Source organism: Mesorhizobium sp. L-8-10, assembly GCF_016756635.1.
In the GTDB taxonomy this organism is placed as follows: Bacteria; Pseudomonadota; Alphaproteobacteria; order Rhizobiales; family Rhizobiaceae.
Window position 1 is genome coordinate 2,855,661 of record NZ_AP023263.1, and the last position, 21,166, is coordinate 2,876,826.

The 21,166-nt window shown below is 64.8% G+C and carries 17 protein-coding genes; 12 read left to right on the plus strand and 5 right to left on the minus strand.

Annotated elements, in window-relative coordinates; all coding sequences use genetic code 11:
- The first annotated feature begins 153 nt into the window (after positions 1-153).
- The 4 genes from JN280_RS13295 to JN280_RS13310 all read left to right on the plus strand — a co-directional run bounded on the left by JN280_RS13295 (position 154) and on the right by JN280_RS13310 (position 3,729).
- Positions 154-624 carry a MarR family winged helix-turn-helix transcriptional regulator gene (locus JN280_RS13295; protein ID WP_202312776.1) on the plus strand — a complete coding sequence of 157 codons (471 nt, stop codon included), beginning with the start codon at positions 154-156 and terminating at the stop codon, positions 622-624.
- A gap of 93 nt (positions 625-717) precedes the next feature.
- Positions 718-1,659, plus strand: a complete 942-nt coding sequence (locus JN280_RS13300; protein ID WP_202312778.1) for a DMT family transporter — start codon at positions 718-720, stop codon at positions 1,657-1,659.
- Positions 1,660-1,716: 57 nt separating this feature from the next.
- The gene (locus JN280_RS13305; RefSeq protein WP_202314740.1) at positions 1,717-2,736 is read left to right on the plus strand and encodes a LacI family DNA-binding transcriptional regulator; all 1,020 of its coding nucleotides are present in this window, start codon (positions 1,717-1,719) and stop codon (positions 2,734-2,736) included.
- A 21-nt stretch (positions 2,737-2,757) separates the two neighbouring features.
- The gene (locus JN280_RS13310) at positions 2,758-3,729 is read left to right on the plus strand and encodes a 2-hydroxyacid dehydrogenase (RefSeq protein WP_202312780.1); all 972 of its coding nucleotides are present in this window, start codon (positions 2,758-2,760) and stop codon (positions 3,727-3,729) included.
- 218 nt (positions 3,730-3,947) lie between these two features.
- On the opposite strand, the gene JN280_RS13315 is transcribed toward JN280_RS13310, so the two are convergent.
- Positions 3,948-4,721 (minus strand): gamma-glutamyl-gamma-aminobutyrate hydrolase family protein, encoded by a 774-nt coding sequence (locus JN280_RS13315; protein ID WP_202312782.1) that lies wholly within the window; start codon positions 4,719-4,721, stop codon positions 3,948-3,950.
- 305 nt (positions 4,722-5,026) lie between these two features.
- On the opposite strand from JN280_RS13315, the gene JN280_RS13320 reads away from it, so the two are divergent.
- Together JN280_RS13320 and JN280_RS13325 are read left to right on the plus strand one after the other, a co-directional pair.
- A complete protein-coding gene (locus tag JN280_RS13320; RefSeq protein WP_202312784.1) occupies positions 5,027-6,133 on the plus strand; it encodes a TRAP transporter substrate-binding protein in 1,107 nt (368 codons plus the stop codon).
- A gap of 414 nt (positions 6,134-6,547) precedes the next feature.
- The gene (locus JN280_RS13325) at positions 6,548-7,654 is read left to right on the plus strand and encodes a TRAP transporter substrate-binding protein (RefSeq protein ID WP_202312786.1); all 1,107 of its coding nucleotides are present in this window, start codon (positions 6,548-6,550) and stop codon (positions 7,652-7,654) included.
- Positions 7,655-7,708: 54 nt separating this feature from the next.
- Here JN280_RS13325 and JN280_RS13330 read toward each other — a convergent pair whose 3' ends face one another.
- From JN280_RS13330 to JN280_RS13345, 4 genes are all read right to left on the minus strand, one after another.
- On the minus strand, positions 7,709-8,083 hold the full coding sequence (locus JN280_RS13330; protein ID WP_202312788.1) for a VOC family protein: 375 nt from the start codon (positions 8,081-8,083) through the stop codon (positions 7,709-7,711).
- A 396-nt stretch (positions 8,084-8,479) separates the two neighbouring features.
- Positions 8,480-10,228 carry a TRAP transporter large permease gene (locus JN280_RS13335; protein ID WP_202312789.1) on the minus strand — a complete coding sequence of 583 codons (1,749 nt, stop codon included), beginning with the start codon at positions 10,226-10,228 and terminating at the stop codon, positions 8,480-8,482.
- Positions 10,225-10,809 (minus strand): TRAP transporter small permease subunit, encoded by a 585-nt coding sequence (locus JN280_RS13340; RefSeq protein ID WP_202312792.1) that lies wholly within the window; start codon positions 10,807-10,809, stop codon positions 10,225-10,227. The genes JN280_RS13335 and JN280_RS13340 overlap by 4 nt, the downstream gene beginning before the upstream one ends.
- 199 nt (positions 10,810-11,008) lie before the next feature.
- Positions 11,009-11,917, minus strand: coding sequence for a branched-chain amino acid ABC transporter permease (locus tag JN280_RS13345; protein ID WP_202312793.1), 909 nt, complete (start codon positions 11,915-11,917; stop codon positions 11,009-11,011).
- A 92-nt stretch (positions 11,918-12,009) separates the two neighbouring features.
- On the opposite strand from JN280_RS13345, the gene JN280_RS13350 reads away from it, so the two are divergent.
- The 6 genes from JN280_RS13350 to JN280_RS13375 all read left to right on the plus strand — a co-directional run bounded on the left by JN280_RS13350 (position 12,010) and on the right by JN280_RS13375 (position 20,964).
- Entirely contained in the window at positions 12,010-12,615 is a 606-nt protein-coding gene (locus tag JN280_RS13350) for a CGNR zinc finger domain-containing protein (protein ID WP_202312794.1), read from the plus strand.
- Positions 12,608-13,132: a hypothetical protein gene (locus JN280_RS13355; protein ID WP_202312795.1), complete on the plus strand. Its 525-nt coding sequence runs from the start codon at positions 12,608-12,610 to the stop codon at positions 13,130-13,132. The genes JN280_RS13350 and JN280_RS13355 overlap by 8 nt, the downstream gene beginning before the upstream one ends.
- A 147-nt stretch (positions 13,133-13,279) precedes the next feature.
- The gene (locus JN280_RS13360; RefSeq protein ID WP_202312796.1) at positions 13,280-16,753 is read left to right on the plus strand and encodes an indolepyruvate ferredoxin oxidoreductase family protein; all 3,474 of its coding nucleotides are present in this window, start codon (positions 13,280-13,282) and stop codon (positions 16,751-16,753) included.
- 82 nt (positions 16,754-16,835) lie between these two features.
- Positions 16,836-19,148 carry a putative bifunctional diguanylate cyclase/phosphodiesterase gene (locus JN280_RS13365; RefSeq protein WP_202312797.1) on the plus strand — a complete coding sequence of 771 codons (2,313 nt, stop codon included), beginning with the start codon at positions 16,836-16,838 and terminating at the stop codon, positions 19,146-19,148.
- Between the two features lie 219 nt (positions 19,149-19,367).
- Entirely contained in the window at positions 19,368-20,081 is a 714-nt protein-coding gene (locus tag JN280_RS13370; protein ID WP_244743285.1) for an N-acyl amino acid synthase FeeM domain-containing protein, read from the plus strand.
- 208 nt (positions 20,082-20,289) lie between these two features.
- A complete protein-coding gene (locus JN280_RS13375) occupies positions 20,290-20,964 on the plus strand; it encodes a Crp/Fnr family transcriptional regulator (RefSeq protein WP_202312798.1) in 675 nt (224 codons plus the stop codon).
- Positions 20,965-21,166 lie beyond the last annotated feature (202 nt).

Genomic DNA, 21,166 nt, shown 5'->3' on the forward strand with positions numbered 1-21,166 from the left:
TCCCAGATCGTTTGTCATCTAATTGAAATACCGATCTGGCATTAGCTTGGCCGGCGCAGGCGGATTGCCGGCAAAGGATTGTCGCCGCGCCGGTTGTCAAAGAACGCGTCCCGGTTATCTTCGCGATGGGGCGGGGCTGCTTCAGGAGGGCTCATGGCCAAGCCAGACAAGAGCGCAACGATGACCCGCCTCCATTCGGCGGCACGCCTGGCACGCACCGCGCTCGCGGCGCGGCTGCTCGACCACGGTTTCTATGCGGGCCAGGATCAGATCATGCTGGCGCTCGACCATGCGGACGGCCAGACCCCCGGCCAGCTTGCCGCCCGGCTCGGCGTCCGGCCGCCGACCATCACCAAGACGATCAACCGCCTTCAGGTGCAGGGCTTCCTCGAGAAGCGAGCCTCGGAGGCGGACGCGCGGCAGGCGCATATCTTCCTCACCGAGGCTGGCCGCGACACGATCCGCGCCATCGAGAAATCGGTGCGCAAGACCGAAAAGCAGGCGCTGAAGGGGCTCGACAGGAAGGAGCAGAAGGCATTGTCCAAGCTGCTCGCCCGGATCGAGGCCAATCTGCTGGGCAACACGGTCGATCTGGTCGAGATCGAGGCCGACGAAGCCGAATAACGATATTCGCCGCGAACCGGCTTTTTCTCTTGCCGTCGAGGCCGTCCTGACCCACAAGCAATCCCTGTTTCTGTTCCTCCACGGCCCGGTCAATTGAACCCAACTCCAAAGTCGGCGGATGGTGCTGCGCCGGCATCCGCAATCCTGCTCGTTTTCGCCTCGGGCGTCCTGTTCGCCTGCCTGGATGCTTCGGCCAAATACCTCGTGGTCTCCGGATTCGATTCCGGCTTCGTGACCTGGGCACGCTTCGCGGTCCATGCCGTGCTCGTCGCCATACTGTTCAAGGCCTGGACCTTGCCGGCCAGGCTGAGGATGGAGAGCCCGTGGAGGCAGGCGGTCCGCGCCCTGTTCATGGTGGGCGCCACCATCTTCAATTTCCTGGCGCTGCAGACGCTGCAACTCGCGGAAGCCGTGTCGATCCTGTTCTTCGGGCCCATGGTGATCACCGCGCTTGCCGGGCCCATGCTTGGCGAATGGGCCGGCTGGCGCCGCTGGCTCGCCGTGCTGGTGGGGTTCGTCGGCGTGCTCGTCATTACCCGGCCGGGTTTCGCCGCCTTCGACGCCGGCCATCTCTTCGCGATCTGCTCGATGCTGTCCGGCTCGCTCTATGCGCTGATGACGCGCGCGCTTTCGGCGACGGAAACTTCCGAGAGCCTCATCTTCTATCCCGCCATCCTGCCGGCTCTGCTCCTGTTCCCGGTCGTGCCTTTGCGCGGGGAGATCCCCGGCGAACCGATCATGTGGCTGCTGCTGGCCGCACTCGGGTTCTTCGGCGGGCTCGGCCATTGGCTGCTCATCAAGGCGTACCGGCAGGCGACCGCCACGGCGCTGGCGCCTTATCCCTATCTGCAGATGGTATGGGCAACAACGGCCGGATATCTGGTGTTCGGCCAACTCCCGGACCGCTGGACGTTGATCGGCGCGGCCATCATCATAGCGAGCGGTCTCTACATCGTTTACCGCGAGCATGTGCTGCGGCTGAGGAGCAGTGCAGGGCCGAATTCGGAGGCCGAGGAACTGGCCAAAAAGCTTTGATTCTTCTCTGTCCAGTGGCATAAGCCGGTTTCAGGCAGGTTAGGCCGGGAGGGCGCGCTGGCTCAGAAGATCAAGCTTTCCACGATCGCGGATGCGCTCGGCGTTTCGACCGCGACCGTATCGCTGGCCCTGCGCGACAGCCCGCTCGTGGCCGATGCGACCAGGGACCGCATCAAGGAGCATGCCCGCGCCATAGGCTACATCTACAATCGCCGCGCGGCGAGCCTCAGGACCTCGCGGTCCGGCATCGTCGGCGTCGTCGTCCACGACATCATGAACCCGTTCTTCGCCGAGATCCTGCGCTCGATCGAAAGCGAGCTCGACCGCAGCCGGCAGACCTTCATCCTGTCCAATCATTACGACCAGCTCGAGAAGCAGCGCACCTTCATCGACACGCTGCTGCAACTCGGCGCCGACGGCGTGATCATGTCGCCCGCCATCGGCACGCCGCCCGAGGATATCCGCATGGCCGAAGAGAACGGCCTGCCGGCCGTGCTGATCGCCAGAACGGTCGAGGGCGCCGGCGTCCCGGCCTTCCGCGGCGACGACGCCTATGGGACGGGCCTTGCCACCAACCATCTGATCTCCCTCGGCCACCGCCGCATCGCGATGGTCGGCGGTACGGACCAGACCTCCACGGGGCGGGACCGTTATCAGGGCTATCTCAACGCCATGGAGACCGCAGGGCTCGAAGTGAAGCCGCATTGGCGTCTCTCCGGCCCGCGCACCAAGCAGGCCGGCTTCGAAGCCGCCGGACAGTTCCTGGCCATGAAGGACAAGCCAACCGCGGCGGTATGCTGGAACGACCTCGTCGCGATCGGGCTGATGAACGGCATCTCGCGTGCCGGCCTCGTCCCCGGGGTCGACATTTCGGTCACCGGCTACGACGACCTGGAAGAGGCGGCGATCGCCACACCGGCCCTGACGACGGTGTGGAACGGCCAGCGCGAGGTCGGCCGCCGCGCTGCGCGCGTCCTGCTCGACCGGCTCAACGGCGCGGCCGTGCGCGCCTCGCAGGAACTCATCAAGCCGGAACTGCATGTGCGCCAGTCGACCGCCCGGCCCGTCGAACGATGAACAGGTCATGAGGAGCATGCCGTGGGTTCGCTGAAAGATATCACCATTGTGATCCCCGCCAGGCTGCATGAGCATGCCGTCGGCCGAACCGAGGCCAGCTTCCGCGCCATCCGTATCGAAAGGGCCGATCCGGCGCTGGTGACGCCGGAGATGGCGCGCGACGTCAGGGGCATCGCGGCGATGACGCGGATCGACGCGGCCTTCATCGACGCGCTGCCCAATCTGGAGATCATCGGCAGTTTCGGCGTGGGCTATGACCAGGTCGACGCCGCCTATGCAGGCAAGAAGGGCGTGATGGTCACCAACACGCCCGATGTGCTGACCGAGGAAGTGGCTGACACCGCGCTCGGCCTCCTGATCAACACGCTCCGCGAACTGCCCAGGGCCGAGGCCTGGCTGCGCGAAGGGCGCTGGGTCAAGGAGGGTCCCTATCCGCTGACGCGCTCGACCTTGCGCGGCCGCCATGCGGGCATTTTCGGCCTGGGGCGGATCGGCCTTGCCATCGCGCGACGGCTCGAAGCGCTGGGGATGACCATCTCCTATCACAACCGCCGCGCGGTTCCTGATGTGACCTATGCCTACTACCCCACGCTGGTCGGCCTTGCCGAAGCCGTCGACACGCTGATCTCGGTGGCGCCGGGCGGCACGGCCACCGAAAAGGCAGTGAACGCGGAGGTTCTGGAGGCGCTGGGGCCCGATGGGGTCTTCGTCAATGTCGGGCGAGGCAGCACGGTCGACGAGCCGGCATTGATCAAGGCGCTCGCCGACGGGACGATCCGCGCCGCGGGCCTCGACGTGTTCGCCGACGAGCCGCGCGTGCCCCAGGCGCTGATCGACCTGCCCAATGCCTGTCTGCTGCCGCATGTCGGCTCGGCCTCGGTGCATACGCGGCAGGCGATGGCCGACCTGGTGGTCGACAATCTCGCCGCATGGTTCGGCGAGGGCAGGGCGCTGACGCCGGTCGTCGAGACCGCACATGTGGGCAGGAGTTAGTCGCGCCACGGTTCGTCGGGGTTGTCGGCCGCCCAAGCCACAAAGCATGTCTCCCGAAAGCGGGTACCGGTTTTGGGACAAACACATGCGTCAAACCAAAGACCTACAGCGTTAATCCGTTTTCACGCAACACGCTGCAAGCTCGACCGACATACGATCGCTGGGGCGGCTGTCGATGATTCCGGAATGGCGCTCGTTCCGGTGGATCGGCGTCGGGCCTATTCGGCCGCCGTGCGGGCCCCCAGGCGCGCCGCGGCGTGAAGCCGGACAGCTTCGCCGAAGGCCTTGAAGATGCGCGCCGAAGTGTCGTCCGAATCGACCCAATATTCCGGGTGCCACTGGACACCGACGGCGAAGGCGCGGGCATCACGCACCGAAACCGCCTCGACCGTGCCGTCCCCGGCGACGGCCTCCACCTGCAGGCGATTACCGAGCCGACCGACCGCCTGACGGTGGACCGAATTCACGAGTATGTCGCCGGCGCCGAACACACCGGCCAGGCAACTGCCCGGCTTGATCGTGACGGCCTGGCGGATGGCGAAACGTTCATCCTGATCGTCGCTCACCGGGGCGCGGTGGTCGAGCATGCCCTCGCCGTCCTGGATCTCGGTGGCGAGCGTGCCGCCGAGCGCCACGTTCAGCTCCTGTATGCCGCGGCAGATGGCAAGCAGCGGCACGCCGTAGTCGATCGCCTTGCGGATCAGCGGCAGGGTCGTGGCATCGCGCGCCGGATCATAGGGCCCGTTCGCCTCGCTGGCGTCGCCGCCATAGAGCGCGGGATGCACGTTGGAGCGGGAGCCGGTCACCATGACGCCGTCCACCGAAGCGACAAGCTGGTCGAGATCGAGCCGGTCGCCGAAGGACGGCACGAGCACCGGCAGCACGCCGGCGCCTGTGATCGCGGCCTCGAGATATTGCTGCGGCGCGGCGTGCCATGTGTAGTTCTCGAACTGCTTGACGTCTGTCGATACGGCCACAAGCGGCTGCAGCATGCTGTCTCTCGCGATGAAGGCCCGGCTTGCGGGCGGAAACGGACGATGACCCGAATCTAATGCGGATCCCGGACGTTTCCAACTCCCCGCTGGCGCCTTGCGCATCCCGGGCTCGAGAAACCTACAACTAAAGTCTCAGCGCGCGGAGCAGCCGGTAGGTATTTCTACGATATCGTGGGTCCGTTGAGGCGCCATGCTGGACACAATAAGCTTAATATGTATTGTGCCGCGACCGCGGAGGAACCGGGAAGGTCACCGGTCGCCGCACGGCTCAGGAACGAACGGAAAATTTTGGAGGAGAGTTCATGGATCGCCGCTCATTCATCAGGAAGACTGGCGCCGCAGGGGTGGGCGCGGCCGCTGCCGCCGCACTCGCGGCGCCGGCGATCGCGCAGTCCAGCCCGAAGGTCACCTGGCGCATGACGTCGTCATTCCCGAAGTCGCTGGACACGATCTACGGCGGCGCGGAAGTGCTCGCCAAGATGCTGTCCGAGGCGACCGACGGCAACTTCAACGTGCAGGTGTTCGCCGCCGGCGAGATCGTACCAGGTCTTCAGGCAGCCGACGCAACGACCGCGGGCACGGTGGAAGCCTGCCACACGGTCGCCTACTACTATTGGGGCAAGAACCCGACCTGGGCGCTCGGCGCCGCGGTGCCCTTCGCGCTCAACGCACGCGGGATGAACGCCTGGCACTATCATGGCGGCGGCATCGAGCTGTTCAACGAGTTCCTCGGCACTCAGGGGCTGGTCGGCTTCCCCGGCGGCAATACCGGGGTCCAGATGGGCGGCTGGTTCCGCAAGGAAATCAACACCGTCGCCGACATGCAGGGCCTCAAGATGCGCATCGGCGGTTTCGCCGGCAAGGTGGTCGAGAAGCTCGGCGTGGTGCCGCAGCAGATCGCCGGCGGCGACATCTATCCCGCCCTCGAAAAGGGCACCATCGACGCCGCCGAGTGGGTCGGCCCCTATGACGACGAAAAGCTGGGCTTCCAGAAGGTCGCGCCCTACTACTACTACCCCGGCTGGTGGGAAGGCGGCCCGACCGTCCATTTCATGTTCAACAAGGCGAAATACGAGGAACTGCCGGCTGCCTACAAGTCGCTGCTGCGCACCGCCGCCCAGGCGGCCGACGCCGACATGCTTCAGAAATACGACTACAAGAACCCCACCGCGATCAAGAGCCTCGTTGCAAACGGCGCGCAGCTTCGTCCGTTCAGCCAGGAGATCCTGCAGGCCTGCTTCGAGAAGTCCAACGAGGTCTATGCCGAGATGACGGCGAACAACCCGGAATTCAAGAAGATCTGGGACTCGATCACCGGCTTCCGCAAGGACTACTACCTGAACGCGCAGGTTGCCGAATACAATTACGATACGTTCATGATGATCCAGCAGCGCAACGGCAAGCTCTGACCGCCGCCGCATCGACGCTCTAAGCCCCCGGGAACGGCGACGTCCCCGGGGGCTTTGTCTTTCGGGGGGGCGGCCCATATCCTCGAATGCGGCGCGTCCATTCGGGCGCGCTAAGGACGCCCCGACCACTTTGGATCCATGCTTCTTGCTCTCCGCGAACCGAGTACGCTTTTTCGGCCGATGCGGCAGGTGAAATGAGACAGGCCGCAAGTTGTCTATCACTATATTAATTAACTAATCTGAGAGGCTCTGGAGTTCGGCTGGAAAGAGCGCTCCGCCGACATGGATCGTCCGCCGATGCTGGACAGTTGAACCTGTCCGTGTTTTGAATTCGTCCGGGGCCGGCTGCCGATACAAATGTCAACAGGGGACTAGCCGGCGCCATCAGATCCAGAAAATCAGGGAGGTTGTTGCATGGATCGTCGTTCCTTCATCCGAAAGGCCGGCCTTGCCGGCGCAGGCGCCGCCGCTTCGACTGCGCTCGCCGCGCCGGCAATCGCGCAGTCGATGCCGAAGATCTCGTGGCGTGTCGCCTCGTCGTTTCCGAAGGCGCTCGACACGATTTTCGGCGCCGCCGAGACAATGGCGACATATGTACGCGAATCGACGGACGGGAATTTCAACATCCAGGTCTTTGCCGCCGGCGAGATCGTCCCCGCCCTGCAGGCGGCCGATGCGGCGGCGGCGGGCACGGTCGAGGCCTGCCACACTGCATCATACTATTATTGGGGCAAGGACCCGACCTACGCCCTGGCGACGGCCGTGCCGTTCGGGATGAACGTCCGCCAGATGAATGCGTGGATGTATTATGGCGGCGGCAACGAGCTGCTGAACGAGTTCTACGCCACGCAGGGCCTCTACGGCCTCGCCTGCGGCAACACCGGCGCCCAGATGGGCGGCTGGTTCCGCAAGGAGATCAACACGGTCGCCGACCTTCAGGGGCTGAAGATGCGAATCGGCGGCATGGCCGGCAAGATGATGGCCACGCTTGGCGTCGTGCCGCAGCAGATCGCCGGCGGCGACATCTATCCGGCGCTCGAGAAAGGCACGATCGACGCGGCCGAGTGGGTCGGCCCCTATGACGACGAGAAGCTCGGCTTCTACAAGGTCGCGCCCTACTACTATTATCCCGGCTGGTGGGAAGGCGGGCCGGTGCTGCACACGCTCGTCAATCTCGCCAAGTGGAATGAACTGCCCAAGGCCTATCAGGCTGCTCTCGCTTGCGCCTGCGAGGCGGCCAACGGCAGTATGATGGCGAGCTACGACCAGAAGAACCCGGCCGCGCTGCGGCGGCTGGTCGCCGGCGGTGCTCAGCTTCGCCCCTACAGCCAGGAGATCCTGGCGGCATGTTTCGATGCGGCGAACAAGATTTATGATGAAATCAACGCGTCGAACGCGTCCTTCAAGAAAATCTACGATAGCCAGATGGCGTTCCGCAAGGACGCCTATCTGTGGGCGCAGATTTCGGAATATACGTTCGACACCTTCATGATGATCCAGCAGCGCAGCGGCAAGCTCTGAGCCTCACACCGTGAGAAGGACGCCCCGGAGCGGAGAGACTCCGGGGCGTTTTCGTCAGCTGACATCGGCGCTGACCTCGACGAGCAGGCCGCCGGGAGCGAGGCAATAGAAGACGGTTGTCGCGGCGCCGCCGCGCATCAGGTTCTGGATCTCGTCCGGCCGGAGACCTGCCTCCGTCATCTCGGCATGCTTGGCGCGCACTTCATCGCCGTCGTCGATGAGAAAGCCGATGTGGAAGCCTTCCGGGTAGTCGGCTCCGCCGCCCTTGCCCGGACGCATCAGGTTGAGCGCGAAGCCGTCGGTGCCCCGCAATATCGCGAAGGCGTCATTGCCGCGCATGGCGACGAGCTCGAAGCCGAAATGACGCGTGAAGAAGTCGGCGAGGCCGGCGACATCAGTGGTACAGAGATTGGCGTGGTTGAGTTTCATGATCCATTCCTGTCTGGCGTTGGCGTTCGGACAGGAAGGCGGGGGAACGGCAGTCGGCCGGATGGATTTCGAAGCCATAACCCGCCGGCTGCGCGGGCGGTAGCCTTCGCAGTCCGGCCGTGGGTCCTGCCGTCTCGAAAGGCAGCGGACAGGCTTCCCGGAAGTGTCATGCGTCCATTGGACGCATGAACCGACGCATGGCGCTTCCGAACAATCGAAGCCGATCCTCGGGGCGGTGCGAAGGGAAGTGGCCGGACTCACCGAACCGGCCATGTCTTTTTCGGCAGCGATCGTGTAGCGCGGCAGCCGATGCGTTGCAACGGCCCTTTCGCGACTGCCTGGCCCTTGCGCTTCCCGCCGCCCTTCGCGGGGCGGCGGAGAAACGGAACAGCGGGCTCAGTTGAATTTCGGCGGCTGCGTAAGATCGTTCGCGGGCGGCGTGGCCGGTTCTGCCGGCGCTGCGGGGCCGCCGTCGGTCGGCGGTGCGCCGAACGGAGGCAGACCAAGTCCCGGCAGGCCCGGCTGATCGCCGCCGCCGAAGGGCGGTACGACGATCTCGACGTCGGCGGGGTTCACGGTCTCGCCCTTGTAGTGTGTCACCATCTGCGGGAAGGCGATTGTGAGGCCGACCATGACCACCTGGATGCAGACATAGGGTACCGCGCCCCAATAGATCTGCCCTGTCGTGACCGGGGCGATCTGCTTGCCGGTGACCTTGTCGAGATAAGGCACGCGCGCCGCGACCGAGCGCAGATAAAACAGCGCGAAGCCGAAGGGCGGATGCATGAAGCTGGTCTGCATGTTGATGCCGAGCAGCACCCCGAACCAGATCAGATCGATGCCGAGCTTGTCGGCAGCGGGCGCCAGCAGCGGCACGATGATGAAGGCCAGCTCGAAGAAATCCAGGAAGAAGGCGAGCAGAAAGACCAGGATGTTGACGGCAATCAGGAAGCCGGCCTCGCCGCCGGGCAGCGACACCAGCAGGTGCTCGACCCAGAGGTGCCCGTTGACGCCGTAGAAGGTGAGCGAGAACACGCGGGCGCCGATCAGGATGAACAGCACGAAGGAGGAAAGCCTGGTCGTCGAGGCCAGTGCCTGACGGACCACGTCGAGGTTCAGTCGTCCCTTGGCCGCCGCCATGATCAATGCGCCGACGGCGCCCATGGCACCGCCCTCAGTCGGGGTGGCGATACCCAGGAAGATGGTGCCGAGAACGAGGAAGATCAGCGCCAGCGGCGGGATGAGCACAATGATGACCTGCTGCGCGAGGCGCGACATCATCTTGAGGCCGAGCGACTTGTCGAGGATCGCCGCGACGTAGATCGCGATGACGCCCACGGTCGCGCCGAGAATGTCGGCATTGGCGCCCTGCGTGGGCGACAGATAGATATGCGCGGCATAGGCGACGATCACGGCCGCGACCAGCGCGACCAGCAGCGAGGTGACGCCGGAGCCCAGCGTGCGCGCTTCGAGCGGCAGAGCCGGCATCGCCTTCGGCCGGATGATCGACATCACGAGCACATAGCTCATGTAGAGGCCGGTCAGGACGAGGCCGGGGATAAGGGCCCCCTTGTACATGTCGCCGACCGACCGGCCGAGCTGGTCGGCAAGAACGATGAGCACGAGCGAGGGCGGGATGATCTGGGCGAGCGTGCCGGAGGCCGCGATGACGCCCGAGGCGATGCGCCGGTCATAGCCGTAGCGCAACATGATCGGAAGCGAGATCAAGCCCATGGCAATGACCGAGGCGGCCACGACGCCGGTGGTCGCGGCGAGCAGCGCGCCGACGAAGATCACCGCATAGGCGAGACCGCCCCGAACCGGGCCGAAGAGCTGGCCGACCGTATCGAGCAGGTCCTCGGCCATGCCCGACCGCTCCAGCACGATCCCCATGAATGTGAAGAAGGGGATGGCCAGCAACGTCTCGTTGGACAATACGCCCCAGAAACGTTCCGGAAGGGCATAGAGAAGCGGCCAGGAGAGATTGATGGTGCCGCTCGAAAACGGCGCCAGCTCGACGCCGATGAAGAAGAACAGCAAGCCATTGGCGGCCAGCGAGAAGGCGACGGGATAGCCGAGCAGGAGGAAGATGATGAGCGAAAAGAACATGATCGGCGCCATGTTCTGGGCGATGAACTCGATCACGAGCGCACCTCCCCGGCGATGGCCTGGCCCTCGAGCTCGGCCTGTTCATGGGTCGATATGAAGGGGTTGGGGTCCTCCATGTCGCCACGCATGATGGCGATCTTCTTGATGATCTCGGACACGCCCTGGAGGCCGAGCAGCGTGAAGCCGATGAGAAGCAGCGCCTTGGCCGGCCACAGAACCAGGCCACCGGCGCTCGACGACATTTCGCCCGACCGAACGGACAGGCTCACATAGGGCACGAAGTAATAGATCATCAGCAGGACGAAAGGCATCAGGAAGAAGACATGCCCGAAGAGGTCGATCCAATGCTGGATGCGCCTCGAGAACATCCCGTAGACGATGTCGATTCGGATATGCTCGTTCTGCTTCAGCGTATAGGCGGCGGCCAGAAGGAAGGCGGCACCGAACAGATACCATTGCAGTTCGAGCCAGGCGTTCGACGACATGTTGAACGCCTTGCGGATCACTGCATTGCCGGCGCTGATCAGGATGGACAGCAGGATCAGCCAGGCGATCCATTTGCCGATAGTTTCGTTCAAGCGATCGATGGCTCTGGAGAGAGCAAGAAGCCCAGCCATGCATTCCTCCCGGTTCTTTCTTTTCGCGTGCAGGCCAGGCGCCCCCTCTGGCTTGTCCCGGAACGCAGCGCTTGCCTAAGCCTATGCAGACGCTGCCCGGCCACGTCAACATGCGGGCGAGCGGCGCGCGGCTGGATAACAGCATCGCGGGGGCGCGAAAAGATCGTAGGAATACGACGATGGTTTAGGTGACGCGGCGTCAGGGCCTGGCGGCGTGCGTCTCCCCGTCGCCCGGTCTGAGCACGAGCAGCACGATCAGGGCGGCGAAAACCGCCGCGTCGCGCCATTCGATCGGGAAGTAGCCGGACCATAGCGCCTCGGCCATGCCGAAGACGGCCGCGCCGAGGGCCGCGCGCGGCGGCGAATCGTAGCCGCCGACCGCGGCGACGAACAGGATCTTGAGGCCGAAGACCAGCCCTGTTCCGAAGCTGATATTGCCGAAATAGAGCGCGGCCAGGATGCCGGCCGTCGCCGCCGCGAGGCCGCCGGCGACGATCGCGCCGTTGAAGACGGCAGGCACGTCGACGCCGCACATGGCGGCCGCCCTGGGGTCGTCGCAAACCGCGCGCCACGATCGGCCGAAACCTGTGCGGGCGAGGGCCAGCGTCGCCAGGGCCAACGCCAGTACGATCAGGGCGCAGTTCATGAGCTGGATGACGGTAAGGGTGACGCGGAAACCGTCCGCCATGAGGAAGACCACTGGCTCGGCCAGCATGGGCGGCAGCCAGAAATCGCGCGTCTCCGCCGCGATGCGGCCGAGTTCCATCAGGACGATCGAGGCGCCGAGGGTGGCCGTCACCACCGCGTTGGGTGTGCGCCGGGCTAGCGGGGAGAACACGCTGCGCGCCAGGATCATGCCGATCAGGATCGCGTAGGCGAAGGCTGCGACGATGCCCAGGACGACGGTCGCCGGAAGGGTCAGCCACAGGACGTACCAGCCGAAGACCGCGACCAGGATCATGGTCTGCCCGCTGAAGGCGAAGACGGCGCCATAGGCGAGGTTGGTGCGCCGGACCACGCCGTTGGTGAGCGCATAGCCGAAGGCGAGCAACGCATAGAGAGCACCCATGTGGAGCCCGTTCAGAACCTGCTGGAGGAAGTACGGCATTGCTGGTCCGTCGGCCCGCCCCGCGTTCGTGGCAAGACGTTGCCTGTCACCTGCTAACTTGTCAAATCCATTTTACCAGTTAGATTGTGGGGATGGCGGTTTTATGGACAGCTCACAGGTTCGCTGGTGGCGTGCTGGCGCTCGACGCGGCCAACACGGTCGTGCTGCGCGGTGATCCGCGCGGCTTCGATCGTTTCGCCGAGCCGATCGAGATCGCACGTTTCGCCGAAGCCGCCGGCCGTTTCCGCCGCGAGGAGCTGGGCAACCGTCGCCTTTCGGTCGCGGACCCTGAGGCCGTGCGGCCGCTCGTCCTGGAGATTCGCGAGGCGACCGACAGCCTGTTCCGGGGCGCTGTCCAGAAGGGCCGCTACGGCGGAGGAGCCCTGCCGCGGCTGCTGCGCGCCTGTGCCGCCGGCCTCGAAGGCCATGACGACCTCGGTCTGGGCGAGCGCCCCTTCGGCGATCCTGCGACCCCGCTCGCCTTCGAGGCGGCCCTCGCAGTCTCGGCCTTGTCGCTGCTTTCGACCGGGACTACCGCAAGGCTGCGTATCTGTCCGAACTGCAACTGGCTCTTCCTCGACAGGAGCCGCAATTCCAGTCGGCTGTGGTGCGACATGGCCGTCTGCGGCAACCGGCAGAAGGCCAGACGCCACTATCGGCGGCGCCTTGCCGCGCAGGAGGGTCTTGCGGATGCGTAGCGTCTTAGGTCGCTGGCCGGCTGCCGTTTCCCTGCTCGCTCTCGCTGTCCTCGGCGCGTGCCGCGAGAGCGGCGACGAGGGTGAGCATTACGAGATCTCGGGCAAGCTCTTCATTTTCAACTACCGTGTGGCGACGGCGACCTATCTCGTCACGCTGAAGCCCTTGCAGCCGCCGCGCGACGACGAGACGGCGGTGGCGACCTTCGAGGACCCCGCGGGCGGGGAGCCGATCGTGGTGCGCCAGAAGATCTGGCCGAAGCTCGACAAGACCACGATCGAGAGCCCGCCCTTGCGCTGCGTGGCCAAGGACAGACCCTATGCCGTGTCGATCGCCATCGAGGGGGCCGACGGCGCGACGCGCCAGACCATCAGGACGACCATGGTTTCGTCGGAGGACCAGGCCCTGCTGCCGGATGCGCCGCTCGTGGTCGGTCCCGCCTACACGCCCAATCCCGATCTCGCCGGCCATCCGGACGGCAAGCTGCCCGGCGCCACCCGGTCCTGCCCGCCGCGCTGACCTGTCGTTCAGGACCGATCTCGTATTGTCGCGCGTCCGGTGCGATTTCGTTTGACGTTGCAATGAGGGGCGGAAACACTAAACCATCGCTTGCCCGATGTCGGTCGACGCGGCGAATCGGTCATGGGCTGCGCAGAGGAGTTGGTGATGACGCTTCACGACGTCGCCCTGGACGACAAGTTCGATCTGTCCAAGGAACGCATCTTCCTCTCGGGCGCGCAGGCGGTCATCCGCATGCTATTGATGCAGCGCGAGCGCGACCGGCGGGCCGGCCTCGACACGGCAGGCTTCGTTTCGGGATATCGCGGCTCGCCGCTCGGCGGCCTCGACCTCCAGCTCTGGAAGGCCAGGAAGCAGCTCGCCCAATCCAGCATCGTCTTCCAGCCCGGCCTCAATGAGGAGCTGGCCGCGACCGCCTGCTGGGGCACCCAGCAGACCGAACTGCTCGGCGAGGGCAAGCATGACGGGGTGTTTTCCGTCTGGTACGGCAAGGGGCCTGGCGTCGACCGTTCCGGCGATGTGTTCCGGCATGCCAATCTCGCCGGGTCCTCGAAGCATGGCGGGGTGCTCGCCCTGATGGGCGACGATCATACCGCCGAATCCTCGACCAACGCCCATGCGACGGAATTCCTGTTCGTCGACACCATGATCCCCATCCTCAATCCGGCCGGGGTCCAGGAACTCATCGACTACGGGCTCTACGGCTTCGCCATGTCGCGCTTCGCGGGTACCTGGGCGGCGATCAAATGCGTGAAGGACAACATCGAATCGACCGCTTCCGTCGATGTTTCGCTCGAGCGGCTCGGCATCGTCCTGCCCGAATTCGACATGCCGCCCGGCGGCCTCAACATCCGCCACGAACTCGATCAGCTCGGCCAGGAGGCCAGGCTGCACGAATACAAGCGGACCGCGGCGGCTGCCTTCATCCGCGCCAACAATCTCAACCGCATCATCTATTCCGGCGGCAGCCAGGCCAGGCTCGGCATCATCACTGTCGGCAAGAGCTATCTGGACGTCCGTCAGGCGCTCGACGACATCGGCATCGACGAGGCAGCCGCCAACCGGATGGGCGTGCGCCTGTTCAAGGTCGGCTGTCCCTGGCCGCTCGACATCGAGCACATCAGGGATTTCGCGCGCGGCCTCGAGACGATCGTGGTGGTCGAGGAGAAACGTTCGCTGATCGAGGTCCAGGTGCGCGAGGATCTCTACGGCACCTCGATGCAGCCCGTCGTCGTCGGCAAGAAGGACGAGCGCGGCGACTGGCTGTTCCCGGCCAAGGGCGCGCTCGACCCCAACGACATCGCCATCGCGCTCGGCGAGCGGGTCCTCAAGGTCATCGGCCCCTCGGAGGAGATTGCCGCCCGCGTCGCGCAGTTGCGGCAGTTCCAGGCCATGCTCGCCGACACGAAGGATGTCGCGGCCCGTACGCCCTATTTCTGTTCGGGCTGCCCGCACAACAGCTCGACCAAGGTGCCCGAAGGCTCCATCGCCGGTGGCGGCATAGGCTGCCATTTCATGGCTATCTGGATGGACCGCCAGACGATCGGCTTCACCGCCATGGGCGGGGAGGGTGCGCAATGGATCGGCCAGGCGCCGTTCTCCAGGCGCGAGCACATGTTCCAGAATCTCGGCGACGGCACCTACAACCATTCCGGGGTTCTGGCGCTTCGCTTCGCGCTCGCCTCCGAAGTCAACATCACCTACAAGATCCTCTACAATGACGCGGTCGCCATGACCGGCGGCCAGCCGCATGAAGGCAATCTCACCGTCGACATGATCGCCCGGCAGGTGCGGGCCGAAGGCGTGGAGCGCATCGCCGTCGTCACCGACGAGCCCGGCAAATATTCCGGGGTCGCGGCATTCCCTCCCGGCACGACGATCCATCATCGCGACGATCTCGACCTCGTGCAACGCGAACTGCGCGAGGTGAAGGGCGTCTCGGTGCTGCTCTACGACCAGACCTGCGCGGCCGAGAAGCGGCGCCGGCGCAAGCGCGGCACCTTTCCCGATCCCGACAGGCGCATCATCATCAACGAGCTGGTCTGTGAAGGCTGCGGTGATTGCGGGGTGAAGTCGAACTGCGTGTCGGTGCAGCCGGTGGAGACCGAATTCGGCCGCAAGCGGCGCATCGACCAGTCGAGCTGCAACAAGGATTTCTCCTGCGTCAACGGGTTCTGCCCGTCCTTCGTCACGGTGCACGGCGCCAAGATCCGCAAGGTCGAGGGCATCGCCGGCAAGGCCGACCCGCTCGACGGCGTGCCGGAGCCCCGGCCGTTCGAACTTGGCCGCGAAGGCTGGGCCTCGATCATCGACGGGGTCGGCGGCACCGGGGTCGTCACGGTGGGGGCGATCCTCGGCATGGCCGCGCATATCGAGGGCAAGGGATGCGGCATGATCGACATGGCGGGCCTCGCCCAGAAGGGCGGCGCCGTGTTCAGCCATGTGCGCATCGCCAGGACCCCGGAGGAGATCCACGCCATCCGCGTCTCGGCCGGCAAGGCCGATCTGATCCTGGGCTGCGACCTGGTGGTGTCGGGCGCCAAGAAGGTGCTCGCGGCTGTGCGCGAAGGCCATACGATCTTCGTGGCCAACACCGCCGAGGTGATGCCGGGCGACTTCGCGCGCTCGGCCGACTTCACGCTGCCCACGGAGCGGCTGAAGCGGGCGATCCGCGGGGCGGCGGGCGACAAGGCGCATTTCTTCGACGCCACGCGGACAGCGGCGGCCCTGTTCGGCAATTCTCTCGGCGCCAACATGTTCATGCTGGGCTTCGCCTGCCAGCATGGCGGGCTGCCTGTTTCGACGGAAGCGGTCGAGAAGGCGATCGCGCTCAACGGCGAGGCCGTCGCGATGAATGTCGCCGCCTTCCGCTGGGGACGCCGCGCCGCGCACCAGCCGGAATTCGTGCGTGAGCTCGCCGCCACGCAGGATCGGGTCGCCGCTCCGGCTCCGGCGCAGACGCTGGACGAGGTCATCGCGCGCCGCGCCGAGTTCCTCGAGGCCTACCAGAACGCGGCCTATGCCCGGCGTTACCGCGATCGCGTCGCCGCCGTCCGGGCTGCCGAGGCCAAGGCGGCCGACGGATCGACGGTCGTCACCGAGGCGGTGGCGCGCAATCTGTTCAAGCTGATGGCGATCAAGGACGAGTACGAGGTCGCGCGGCTCTACACGGACGGCTCCTTTGCCAGGCAGCTCGCCGGCCAGTTCCAGTCCTACGACAGGCTCGAATTCCATCTGGCGCCTCCAATCCTGGGTCGCCGCGGTGCCGACGGCGCTCCACGCAAGTCGAGCTTCGGCCCATGGATGATGACCGGCTTCCGGCTGCTGGCTGGGCTGAGGGGACTGCGCGGCACCGCTTTCGACCTGTTCGGACGCACCGCCGAGCGGCGCACGGAAAGGCGCCTGCTGGCCGACTACGAGGGGGATCTGGACACGATCCTGCGCGTGATGTCGCCCGATCGGCTCGAGGCGGCCGCGGCGCTCGCTTCAGTGCCCGCCCTCATACGCGGCTATGGCCACGTCAAGGAAGCAAGCATTCGAAAGGCGGAAGGAGAAAGGTCGCGCCTGCGGGAAAGGCTTGCGGGAGCGCCGGAAAAAGAACTACTTCAGGCTGCAGAATAGTTAACATGATCTGTCTCTGCGCCGGATAAACCTTTATTAATGCGAATGTGGCACACGTTGGCCCGATCTTAGGCCGCTGGTGATGGGCAAAACAAGCGAGAACCACATCCCCGACGATGTGTATATCCAGTTCGTGCGCTCGTTGTTCAACAGCGCGCACACTGTTCTCGTCGGCGCGGCCATCCATGCCACGGCCGCCTTTCTGGTCTATTGGAACAACGGCCGTCCGATCTATGCCGTGCTCGGCGTGCTCTTGCTGGCAATCGGCGTGTGGCGCTATGCCGGCATGCGAAGGTTCAAGAAGTCGGGACAGATCGCCAGCCGCGATGAGGCATGGCACTGGGAGCGCGAATATCTGATCAAGGGAAGTATCCAGGCCTTCACGCTGGGGTTCTTCTGCTTCGTCTCGCTCTACGTGGCGACCGACCCCTTTGCCCAGCTTGCGGGGTTCGGCGTGACGCTCGGCTCGATCGTTACCGTCGCCGGCCGCAATTACGGCTCGGCGCGCATGGTCACCATCTTCGCCGCGTGTTTCGTCGGCCCGATCGGCCTCGGCCTGATGCTTCGCGGCGATTTCGCGCATGTCATGCTCGGGCTGATCATCTTTCCGTTCTATCTCATCATCAAAGGCACCGCCGACCAGGTTCGCGAGGTGCTGTTCTCCGCGGTGATCGGCCACAAGCAGGCGAGGCAGATCGCCCATCGTTTCGACCGCGCCCTGAACACGATGCCGCATGGCCTGGTGATGCTCGACCCCAACGGTCGTGTCGTCGTGGCCAATGCGGAGGCTGCCCATCTGATGGCCATGTCTTCCCCCGAGGCGATCATGGGCCGCTCGCTGGAGGCGCTGTTCATGCGGGGCGTCGCTGCCGGCGTGCTCGACATGCATGAGTGCCGCTATGTGGTGGCGCAGCTCACGCGGTCCCTGCGCGACGGCCGGGACCGCAAGGTGCTGGTCAGCTTCGCCGACGGCCGGTACTTCGAACTGTCGACCCGGGAAGGGCACGACGATCTCGGCGTCATCACCTTCGAGGATGTCACGCAGCGCGTGCAGTCGGAGGAGAAGATCCGCGTGATGGCCCGTTTCGACAGCCTGACGGGACTGCCGAACCGGGCCTATCTTCACGAACTCGTCGTGGAGGCCATGGCCAGCGGCGACCGAGACCGGTCCTGCGCCCTGGCGGTGCTCGATCTCGACGACTTCAAGAGCGTCAACGACACGCTCGGCCACCCCGTCGGCGACGGGCTGATCTATGCGGTTGCGGAGCGGCTCGGCACCTTCGCCTGCGATGACCTCAAGATCGGCCGCTTCGGCGGCGACGAATTCATGATCTATTTCGACCGTATCGAGTCCGAGGACCATCTGGCCCAGCTTCTCGACCGGATCTTCGCCGGGCTGCAGGGAGAGACGGATGTAGCGGGCCATGTCTTGCGCATCCAGGCCAGCGCCGGCGCCGTGTTGTCGCGGGCCGGCGACACCGACGTCGACGCCATGATCGTCAAGGCGGATCTCGCCCTCTACAAGGCCAAGGAGCTCGGCAAGAACAGCTGGCGGCTGTTCGAGGCGACGATGGACGAGGCCTTCCGCAACAAGCAGTTGCTGAAGGCCGACCTGAGGAACGCGGTGGAGTCCAGGGGACTGCGGGTGGTCTACCAGCCGATCGTCTCGATGACGACGATGAGCATCGCTTCCTGCGAGGCGCTGTGCCGCTGGGACCATCCGGAACTCGGTCCCATATCGCCGGCGGTGTTCATCCCGCTGGCGGAGGAGATGGGCATCGTATCGGAGATCAGCAGCTTCATGCTCGCCGCCGCCACCAGGGAATGCGCCAAGTGGCCGGAACCGATCAATGTCTCGATCAATCTCTCGGCCAAGGATTTCGGCAACCGCGAAATCGTCGGCAAGGTTCGCGCCGCGCTGGACGAGGCCGGTCTCGCGCCGGGACGGCTGGAGATCGAGGTGACCGAGACGGCGTTGCTCGACGACAAATCGCTCACCCGCGAGCTGATCGAGGAGATGAAGGCGCTGGGCGTCCGCATCGCCCTTGACGATTTCGGAACCGGCTATTCGAGCCTCAGCTATCTGCATAAGCTGCCGCTCGACAAGGTCAAGATCGACCGCAGCTTCCTCATCGACGTGACGCAGAACGAGCGTTCGCTCGAGCTGCTCAAGGGAGTGGTCAACCTGTCGCGGCCGCTCGGCCTGCAGGTCACCGTCGAGGGCGTCGAGACCTTCGACCAGTTCAAGGTACTGGCGCTGTCGGTGAAGCCGGACCTCGTGCAGGGCTTCCTGTTCGGCGCGCCGCTTTCGGCCTCCGGCATCGAGACGATGTCGTCGACCGTCTGGCCCTTCGCCAAGGAAGTCAGGACGGCCAGGCGCAGCGCACGACGCTGAGTAAATTGAAATTCGTTAAAATCTTTGTCGAATTGTGATTGGTCGTTAACCCTTTTTCAAGGTTAATGCCCGGTAAAGTTGTCTGTACAAAGTTTCAACTTTCCACATCTGGTCGCGTCGGTTAACGTTTTCTAGCGGTACGATGCGGCAGAAGTCACGATGAAGGGCAACGGATTGAATTCGCCTCAGACCATCGATCGAACACAGGAACAAGGCGGCATGTCCGCCTTCAGCAGGACGGTGCTGTCGGTCATGGACCGGATCGAGTATCGCTTCTGCGACAGCGGCGAGGACCTCGAGGCGATCTATCGGCTGCGGTACAACTCCTACCTGATGGCCGGCATGGTGAAGCCGAACGCGTCCAGGATGGTCAAGGACCATTTCGACGACCTGCCGAACTCCTACCGGTTCGGCGTGTTCTTCGAGGGCCATCTCGTCAGCACCTTGCGCCTCCACTATGTCAGCGCGAAGTATCCTCTTTCGCCGAGCACCGAGGTCTTCCACGACGTGCTGATGCCGCGCCTGGCCGCCGGCGAGACCTTCGTCGATCCGAGCCGCTTCGCGGCCGATCACGACTGGTCGGCGTCCCTGCGCGTTCTGCCTTACGTGACGCTGCGGCTGGCCATGGTCGCCTCGCGCTATTTCAAGCCCGATGCCTGCCTGACCGCCATCAAGGAAGAGCATGCCGCCTTCTACAAGCGCGTGTTCGAGGCCGAGTCCGTGGTCGAGGCGCGCACCTATCCGGGCCTGACCATCCCGGTCTATCTCTACCAGTCGCGGACCCCCGCGGCGGTCGATCAGGCCGAGCAGCGCTTTCCCTTCTTCAGGTCGACGCCGATGGAGCAGCGCATGCTCTTCCAGCGCCCGAAGCTGGGAGAGATCGGCCCGCTCACCATCCTGCCGACGGCCAGGTACTTTCTCGACGCCGCATGAAGTCCGTCGGCGGGCGGCATTTCGCGTGTCATGGAGTTTGAAGTTCCCGGATTCGGATGCCATTGATTCCGTCGAGAACGCCGGAGCGCCGCGCGTCCATTTCGGGCGCGCTCAGGGGCGCCCTAACATTTAGAATCCAGGCATCGCGCTTTCCGAGAATCGGGTACGATTCCGGGCCGATGCGGCAGGAACGTGGCGCCAGGACGCAATGGCTACGGCACATGACCTCGTGAGATCGGCCGTCTGGGCCGCGGAACTCGCCGAGGACGAGATCGAGCGGGCGCGCCGTGGTTTCACCGAGCGGTCCTTCTCGAAAGGCAGCTATGTCTGCCATCGTGGCGACAAGCTGGACTACTGGACCGGCGTGGTCACAGGCCTCGTCAAGATCAGCGCCATCTCGCGCAGCGGCAAGGCGATGACTTTTGCCGGCGCGGGACCCGGGGGCTGGTTCGGTGAAGGTTCGGTGCTGAAGGACGAACCGCGCAAATACGACCTCGTGGCCATCCGCGACACGCGCCTGGCGATGCTCAACAAGTCGACCTTCTTCTGGCTCTACGAGAATTCCACTGGGTTCAACCGCTTCCTCGTGCGGCAGCTCAACGAGCGCATGGGTCAGTTCATCGCGACCATCGAATACGACCGCATCCTCGATCCCAAGGCGCGCGTGGCGCGCAACCTGTCGTGGCTCTTCAATCCGGTGCTCTATCCCGGCGCGGGCGGCCATATCGAGATCACACAGGAGGAGCTCGGCCTTCTGGCCGGCGTTTCGCGGCAGGTCGCCAATCGCAGCCTGCAGGCGCTCGAGGAGGAAGGGCTGCTGAAGGTCGAGCACGAACGCATCACCGTTCTCGATCTCGACAGGCTCAGTAAATATGACGGGTAGGTAAAACGCTCTCGGCGAGGCTGGACACGGCGCAACAAGCGGCAGTTCATAAGACAATTCCGGGGGCTGTCTGTCAATGCCTCTGTTGTCGGCATGACTTATCGGCGCTAGTTTCCTGCGAAGAGATACGGAACCGCAGACACAACGACGGTTCCACCCGGCAAGATGAGGGTCTCGCCGGCGGATGGGAGGAAGCATATTG